Raw genomic sequence first — 7783 nt, 5'->3', positions numbered from 1 at the left:
GACCCTGTGGGAGAGTAGGACGCCGCCGAACTATTTTTGAAGAAAACCCCCGTAACGGATGAGAATCCTGTTACGGGGGTTTTCTGCGTTTAGGGCCGGTTGCAGTTCGAGGTTCTCGATTCTCGGTTCCCAGCTGCAGTTCCTGGCCGGGCCTTTTTCAAGGCCCGGCCTTTCCTTCGTATTCAGAGTCGGCCCGCTGCCTTCAAAGCGAGGTAGGCGTCCGCGAGGGCCGGTGCCAGGTCATTCGGGGTGGCGTCGACGACCGTGACGCCGCGACGGATGAGCAATTCTGCCGTGCGGTGGCGTTCCGCTTGGGCCTGGGCCGCGGCGGCGGCGTCGTACACCGCTTCTGCGTTTCCTCGGGAGCCGGCCATTTCCGCGATGGTCGGGTCCGCCACCGAGGCCACCAATACTGTGTGGCGTTTGGTGAGGCGGGAGAGGACCGGGAGGAGACCCTCTTCCACCGGAGCCGCGTCGAGGCTCGTGAGGAGGACGACGAGTGAACGGCGGGGAGCTGTGCGCAGGGCCGCCGAGGTCAGGCCGCGGGCATCTGTCTCCACGAGTTCCGGCTCCAGTGGGGCCATGGCGTTGACCAGAGCGGGCAGAAGTTCGCCGGCCGCGCGACCCTGGACCAGGGCGCGGGTGCGGCGGTCGTAGGCGAGCAGGTCGACCCGGTCGCCGGCCCTGGACGCCAGCGCGCCGAGGAGGAGCGCGGCGTCCATCGAGGCGTCGAGGCGGGGTGCGTCGCCGACCCGGCCCGCGGAGGTACGGCCTGTATCGAGGACCAGAAGGATGCGACGGTCGCGCTCCGGGCGCCAGGTGCGGACCGCGAGAGTGGACTGGCGTGCGGTGGCGCGCCAGTCGATGGAGCGGGTGTCATCCCCGGGAACGTACTCGCGCAAGCTGTCGAATTCGGTGCCCTCGCCGCGGGTCAGGACGCTGGTTCGGCCGTCGAGTTCGCGCAGGCGGGCCAGCTTCGAGGGCAGGTGCTTGCGGCTGTGGAACGGCGGGAGGACGCGGACCGTCCAGGGGACGTCGTGACTGCCCTGGCGGGTGAAGAGGCCCAGGGGGCCGTACGAACGGATCGTGACCCGGTCGGCTTTCCTGTCGCCCCTGCGGGTGGGGAGCAGGCGCGTGGTGATGCGGCGGCGTTCGCCCGGGGGGATCGTCACGCGGTGGCGGGACGCCTCGACCTCGGTGCCGGGGAGCCAGCTGCTGGGTGGCCAGGCGTCGCGGAGCTGGGCTCGCAGGGGGCGGCGCGAGGGGTTGGTGACGGTGAGGGTGACGTCGGCGGCGTCGCCCAGGCGTACTGCGGTGTCGCCCGAACGGGTCAGGCGCAGGCGGCGTACCGGGGCGGCCAGGGCGAAGTCGCAGGCGCAGGCCAGGGCCAGGGGGGTGTTCACGGCCAGGATGCCGGTCCAGCTGGGCTCCCAGATGCCTACGGGGAGGGAGCCCAGGGCGGCGAGCAGGGCGGTGCGTCCGGTGAGGGCCATGGGTCCAGAGCCTTGCGTCAGCGGGGAACGGGGACGTGGGCCAGGATCGCGTTGATGACCGAGTCGGGCGTGACGCCCTCCATCTCGGCCTCGGGGCGGAGCTGGATCCGGTGGCGGAGCGTGGGCAGGGCGAGCGCCTTCACGTCGTCGGGGATGACGTAGTCGCGGCCGGTGAGCCAGGCCCAGGCGCGAGCCGTGGACAGGAGCGCCGTCGCGCCGCGCGGGGAGACGCCCAGGGTGAGGGACGGGGATTCGCGGGTGGCGCGGCAGATGTCGACGACGTAGGCCGTGATCTCGGGGGAGATCGAAGTCTTCGCCACGGCGGCCCGGGCGGTTTCCAGGTCGGCGGCGGTGGCCACGGGGCGTACGCCCGCGGAGCGCAGGTCGCGGGGGTTGAAGCCCTGCGCGTGGCGGGTCAGGACGTCGATCTCGTCCTGGCGGGAAGGGAGGGGGACGGTGAGCTTGAGGAGGAAACGGTCCAGCTGGGCCTCGGGGAGGGGGTACGTGCCCTCGTACTCGACGGGGTTCTGCGTCGCCGCGACCAGGAAGGGGTCGGGGAGCGGGCGGGGGGTGCCGTCGACCGTGACCTGGCGTTCCTCCATGGCTTCGAGGAGGGAGGACTGGGTCTTGGGCGGGGTGCGGTTGATCTCGTCCGCGAGGAGGAGGTTGGTGAAGACGGGGCCCGGCTGGAACGAGAACTCGGCGGTGCGGGCGTCGTAGACGAGGGAGCCCGTGACGTCGCTCGGCATCAGGTCGGGGGTGAACTGGACGCGCTTCGTGTCGAGTTCGAGGGACGCGGCGAGGGCGCGTACGAGGAGGGTCTTGGCTACTCCGGGGACGCCTTCGAGGAGGACGTGGCCGCGGCAGAGGAGCGCCACGACGAGGCCCGTGACCGCGGGGTCCTGGCCGACGACGGCCTTGGCGATCTCCGCGCGCAGGGCCTCCAGAGACGCCCTTGAGCTGCGGGGATCTCCGGTGGGCCCGGCGTTGTCAGTGGTCGGGGCCATCATGAGTGGCGTACCTCTCTTTCGAGGGCGTCGAGTTGGTCGGCGAGGGCTGAAAGGGCCGCGTCGTTGGCCGGCGGCGGGCCGAAGAGGAGGAGGCGCGGGTCCTGGCCGGGGGTGCGGAGTGCGGCGGTCAGGGCGGGCAGCAGGGTCTCGGGCGTGTGGGCCTGGGACGGGGGGACGCCGATGAGGGGGGCGAGGCGGGTGCGGGTGGCGGTGCGCAGAGCGGAGGCGGCGCGGTCGCGGGCGTCCGCCTTGCGGTAGAGGCGGGCGCGGCCTTCGACGGCTTCGGAGGCGCGGATCGCGACGGGGAGGCGTTCGGGGACGAGGCGGCCGAGGCGGCGGCCGCGCCAGAACGCGGCGAGGACGGCTGCGACGAAGAGTTGCAGGGTGCCCCAGAGCCAGCCCGAGGGGAGCAGGTCGAAGAAGCTGCGGCGGTCGGTGTCGGTGGCCGCGGCGTCGTCGGAGAGGGAGGGGAGGTACCAGACCAAGTGGGGGCGGGAACCGAGGAGTTGAAGGGCGAGCGAGGCGTTGCCCTGCTGGTCGAGGCGGGCGTTGAGGAGGATGTCGGGGGCGCCGATGAGGACGGTGTCGCCGCCTTTGGCCTCCGGCAGGCGCAGCAGGGTGGGGAGACTTTCGCTGCGGTAGCACGTGTCCGCGTCCGCGGGGTACGTGGCGTAGCGGCGGCCGCCGGTCTCGGCGTCGCCGGCGCGGCGGGCGGCGGGCAGGGAGCAGTCGGGGTGCGCGAGCGCGTCGAGGCTCGGTGCGGGGTCCGCGGTGACGTCGGGGGCGAGGGTGCCGAGCGAGGGGGCGCCGGGGGCGATCAGGACGGTGCGGCCGCCCGAGTCGGTGGTGGCGGCGTGCAGTTGGGCCTGTTGGCGGTCGGTGAGCAGGTCCGGGGACGCGATGAGGAGGGTGGTGTCGGGGCCTGCCGCGTCGCGGGCCCCGGCGGTGGTGGTAACCACGCGCGTGGTCACACCCCGGTCGGCCAGGAGTTGGGCGACGGCGCGGCTGCCGCCGGGGTCGGCGGAGCGCGGGTCGAGGCGGCCGTGGGCGGCGCCGGAGCGGACGAGCGCGATGGTGACGGCGGCGATCACCAGGATCACGGCGGCGATGAGCAGGCCGCGCGTGCGGGTCCAGAGCTGGCGTGGGGTGCGGGCCGTGGAGGTGGCCGGGGGCTGCTCGCCGGAGTGTGCCGGTGTCGCGGGGTCTTGCGCGCTCGGCGGGGCGGCGGGGGCCGGCGGGTGCTGGGTGGTCACTCGGCGGCTCCTCGGGGGGCGCTGCCGGTGAAGGTGGGGGTGGCGCGGTCCAGTTCGGCGTCGAGTGCGGTGAGGCGCTCGTACGTCTGCGGGGTGGCGGTGCGGCCGCCGTATGTGACGTCGTCGAAGTCGCGGGCGGCGGTGCGCAGCCGGTCCGTGTGGGCGTGCAGGGTGCGGCCGGCTTCCGCGGCGGCTTCGTCGGCGGTGCGGCCGGGGCGCGGGTCGAGGAGTGCGCGCTCCTCGAGCGAGCGGACGATGGCGCGCATCCGTTCCTGCACGGCCTGGGTCCAGTGGCCCTGGGCGGCGTGTGCCCCGGCGGCCGCGCGGTGTTCGGCGGCGCTGCGGGGGCGGTCGTCGAAGAGGGCGGCGGTGGAGTGGGGGGAGCGGCGCGGGGTGCCCAGGCGCCACCACAGGGCGACGGTGAGGGCCACGACCGCGAGTGCGATGACGAGCAGGCCGAAACCGCCGCCGGGGGTCGCCCCGGCGGCGGCGGAGAACAGCTTGTCGAGCCATTCCCAGAAGCGGTTGAGGCCCCGCTGGAGGAGGCTCGGATCGTCCTGGTGGTACGCGGGCTCGGACAGCTCGCGTCGGGCCGCTTCCCGCGCGGGGTCCCGCGAAATCGTCACCGGTGGTTCGTCGCCGCCGGTGCGTGAGCGCAGCACGGCAGCCCAGAGCACTCCCCCCGCCGGGCTCACCGCATCAGCTCCCCGAGGTGGTGCCGGTGGTGTTGCTGTAGCCCTGGAGGCCTGCCGCGCGGCCGAGTTCGAGGTCGAGGGCCTCGCGGCGGATGCGCTGGTCGATGTAGAGGAGCACGGTGACGCCCGCCGTGATCGGGAACGTGAGCATGGAGCCGATCACCGAGCCGATGCCGGTGACGATGAGGAACGTCCAGCCGAGGTCGCCGGTGCCGCTGTCGAGGAATCCACTGACGCCTTCGCCGCTGAGCGAGGCGGCGAGGAAGGTGAACGGGATGACGATGATCGACGAGACGAGTCCGGCGATGATCCCGGCGAGCAGCTGGATGCCGAAGACCCGCCACCAGGAGCCGCGGACCAGCTTGGCGGAGCGGCTCATCGACTTCAGGATGCTCTGCTTCTCCAGCATCAGGGCGGGCGAGGCGAGCGAGAAGCGGATCATCAGCCAGATCGCCAGGACGGCGCCACCGAGGGCGCCGAGAGCGATGAGCGGGGCGCCGGAGTCCGAGGAGCTGAGGGCGGCGACGAGGATGCCCGGCAGCATGCAGACGAGCAGGACGGCCGCGGCGATGAGCGGCAGGAGGAGTGTCAGGCCGGCCAGCTTGAGGAGCTGCGGCTTGGCGTCCTTCCACGCCTCCCCCGTCGTCACGGACTTGCCGAGCACGGCCCGGCTGGTCACGGTCGTGAGCAGCGCGGTGGCGACGATGGTGCCGAGCAGGTAGACGATCTGGACGACGCCCGAGCTGAGCAGGGCGTCGCCGACGGCGTGTGTCAGTTCGCTCGCCGTCGCGCTCGGGTCGTCGAGGGCGTCCGTGTTCGTCGAGCCGTTCAGGACGAGGCCCTGGAGGAGGACGACCACGATCTCGATGAGTACGGCCACGGAGAGCGAGATCCCGAGGACGGTGCGCCAGTGCGTGCGCATCGTCGACACGGCGCCGTCGAGGATCTCGCCGACGCCGAGCGGGCGCAGAGGGATGACGCCGGGCTTGGCCGCCGGGGGCCTGCCCTGCCAGGAGCCCCATGCGGCGCCGTAGCCACCGCCGGGGCCGCCGTAACCGCCGCCGTAGCCGCCCGGGCCTGCGGGGCCGCCGGGGGATCCGCCGCCCCATCCCTGGGACGGAGGCGACGGAGGGGGCGGGGCTTGGCCCTGGCCGGAGCCGGACGGGGCGGACCACTGCGCGGGCGGTGGCTGCTCCTTGGACCACTTCGGGTCGGGAGCGGAGTCCTTCCCGTCGCCGCTGCGGCCGTTCCGACCGTCCTGGTCGTCCTGGCCGTCCTGCGCAGGCTGGTCGTCCTGGCCGTCGGAGGGGGCAGATCCGGGCGAGGCCCAGCCCGGAGTGTCGTTCATCGTCGCTCCTTCACGGTGCCCGTCCGCGGTCGCGGCGGCAGCTTGGCGCCCATCGTGCCACGGTGTGGCTCGGAGTTGACCAGGTGCCGTATGGGCTGCACACCTTCAATTGTCCGCCGGGTACGGGGCAGACTGGGCGGATGGCTGATCAGTACGCGCAAACCGGCGACGACAAGCGGCCCACCGACATACCCGTACTCCGATGGGAGGAGCCGGCCGAGGGGCCCGCGCTCGTCCTGCTCGACCAGACCAGGCTGCCCGTGGAGGAGGTCGAGCTGGTCTGCACCGACGCGCAGGGGCTCGTCCAGGCCATCGGGACGCTCGCCGTGCGGGGAGCGCCACTCCTGGGCATCGCGGGGGCGTACGGGGTCGCCCTGGCTGCGGCACGGGGGTTCGACGTGGACGAGGCGGCCCACGCGCTGGCCGGCGCGCGCCCCACCGCGGTGAATCTCGAGAGAGGGGTGCGCCGGGCCCATGCGGCGTACCGGGCCGGGCTCGGGGACGAGGGGGACCGGGAGCGGGCCGCCCGGGACGCACTCGCCGCCGCGCGGGCCCTCCACCAGGAGGACGCCGAGGCCAGCGCCGCCATGGCCGGGCACGGCCTCGCGCTGCTCGACGAACTGCTGCCGGGCGGACAGCACCGGATCCTCACGCACTGCAACTCCGGGGCGCTGGTCTCGGGGGGCGAAGGCACCGCGTTCGCGGTGGCGCTCGCCGCGCACCGGGTGGGACGGCTGACCCGGCTGTGGGTCGGCGAGACGCGGCCACTGCTCCAGGGCGCGCGGCTGACCGCGTACGAGGCGGCGCGGGCGGGGATGGCATACACGCTGCTCACGGATAATGCGGCGGGGTCGCTGTTCGCGGCCGGTGAGGTGGACGCGGTGCTGGTCGGCGCCGACCGGATCACGGCGGACGGTTCCGTCGCGAACAAGGTGGGGACCTATCCGCTCGCGGTTCTCGCCAAGTACCACCACGTGCCGTTCATCGTGGTGGCGCCGGGTACGACCGTGGACCCGGACACCCCCGACGGAGCGTCCGTCGAGGTGGAGCAGCGGGCCGGACATGAAGTGACGGAGGTCACGGCACCCCAGGTGTCGATGGCCGGGGTTGAGGCGGGAGGCGTGATTCCGGTGGCTCCGCTGGGGACGCAGGCGTACAACCCCGCATTCGATGTGACGCCGCCCGAGTTGGTGACGGCGATCGTCACAGAGTGGGGAGTGGTTTCCCCTGTGACAGCTGAAGGACTGGGCGAGCTGTGTGCCAGGTCACGCCAGGTAACGATTAAGTAATGGGATGATGTGGCCTATGAAGGGACGAGTCCTTGTCGTCGACGACGACACCGCACTGGCCGAGATGCTCGGCATTGTGCTGCGTGGTGAAGGTTTTGAGCCGTCGTTCGTAGCTGACGGCGACAAGGCGCTGGCCGCATTCCGTGAGTCCAAGCCGGATCTGGTCCTTCTGGACCTGATGCTTCCCGGCCGGGACGGCATCGAGGTGTGCCGCCTGATCAGGGCGGAATCCGGGGTGCCGATCGTGATGCTGACCGCGAAGAGCGACACGGTGGACGTCGTGGTGGGCCTCGAGTCGGGCGCCGACGACTACATCGTGAAGCCGTTCAAGCCGAAGGAGCTCGTGGCCCGTATCCGGGCGCGGCTGCGGAGGTCCGAGGAGCCTGCGCCGGAGCAGCTCGCCATCGGCGACCTGGTCATCGACGTGGCCGGGCACTCCGTGAAGCGGGAGGGGCAGTCGATCGCTCTGACCCCGCTGGAGTTCGACCTCCTGGTGGCGCTCGCCCGCAAGCCGTGGCAGGTGTTCACGCGCGAGGTCCTCCTCGAGCAGGTGTGGGGCTATCGGCACGCGGCCGACACCCGCCTGGTGAACGTGCATGTGCAGCGGCTGCGCTCGAAGGTCGAGAAGGACCCCGAGCGTCCGGAGATCGTGGTGACCGTCCGAGGCGTCGGTTACAAGGCCGGACCGAGCTGAC

General features: G+C 72.5%; 7 protein-coding genes. 2 read left to right on the top strand and 5 right to left on the bottom strand.

The features are described 5' to 3' along the window. Nucleotides 1-182: 182 nt before the first annotated feature. The 5 genes from AC07EJ_RS25705 to AC07EJ_RS25685 are packed head-to-tail and all read right to left on the bottom strand — an operon-like array spanning nucleotide 183 to nucleotide 5799. On the bottom strand, nucleotides 183-1493 hold the full coding sequence (locus tag AC07EJ_RS25705; protein ID WP_389490797.1) for a DUF58 domain-containing protein: 1311 nt from the start codon (nucleotides 1491-1493) through the stop codon (nucleotides 183-185). A gap of 17 nt (nucleotides 1494-1510) precedes the next feature. Beyond that, nucleotides 1511-2503 (bottom strand): AAA family ATPase, encoded by a 993-nt coding sequence (locus AC07EJ_RS25700; protein WP_199842108.1) that lies wholly within the window; start codon nucleotides 2501-2503, stop codon nucleotides 1511-1513. After that, nucleotides 2500-3756, bottom strand: a complete 1257-nt coding sequence (locus AC07EJ_RS25695) for a DUF4350 domain-containing protein (protein ID WP_393582240.1) — start codon at nucleotides 3754-3756, stop codon at nucleotides 2500-2502. Before AC07EJ_RS25695 ends, AC07EJ_RS25700 begins: the two co-directional genes overlap by 4 nt. Continuing rightward, nucleotides 3753-4451: a DUF4129 domain-containing protein gene (locus AC07EJ_RS25690; RefSeq protein ID WP_389490791.1), complete on the bottom strand. Its 699-nt coding sequence runs from the start codon at nucleotides 4449-4451 to the stop codon at nucleotides 3753-3755. Before AC07EJ_RS25690 ends, AC07EJ_RS25695 begins: the two co-directional genes overlap by 4 nt. Before the next feature lie 4 nt (nucleotides 4452-4455). Further along, nucleotides 4456-5799, bottom strand: coding sequence for a DUF7847 domain-containing protein (locus AC07EJ_RS25685; RefSeq protein ID WP_389490788.1), 1344 nt, complete (start codon nucleotides 5797-5799; stop codon nucleotides 4456-4458). 140 nt (nucleotides 5800-5939) lie between these two features. Here AC07EJ_RS25685 and mtnA point away from each other — a divergent pair, with 140 nt between their 5' ends. Both mtnA and mtrA read left to right on the top strand, forming a co-directional pair. Next, nucleotides 5940-7088, top strand: coding sequence for an S-methyl-5-thioribose-1-phosphate isomerase (gene mtnA, locus AC07EJ_RS25680; RefSeq protein WP_389490786.1), 1149 nt, complete (start codon nucleotides 5940-5942; stop codon nucleotides 7086-7088). 4 nt (nucleotides 7089-7092) lie between these two features. Beyond that, nucleotides 7093-7782: a two-component system response regulator MtrA gene (gene mtrA, locus AC07EJ_RS25675; RefSeq protein WP_189491636.1), complete on the top strand. Its 690-nt coding sequence runs from the start codon at nucleotides 7093-7095 to the stop codon at nucleotides 7780-7782. Nucleotide 7783: the final 1 nt, after the last annotated feature.

Source organism: Streptomyces sp. NPDC045026 (genome assembly GCF_056432625.1).
The sequence above is the reverse complement of the archived record's forward strand: the minus strand, read 5'-3'. Positions and strand labels throughout refer to the sequence as shown.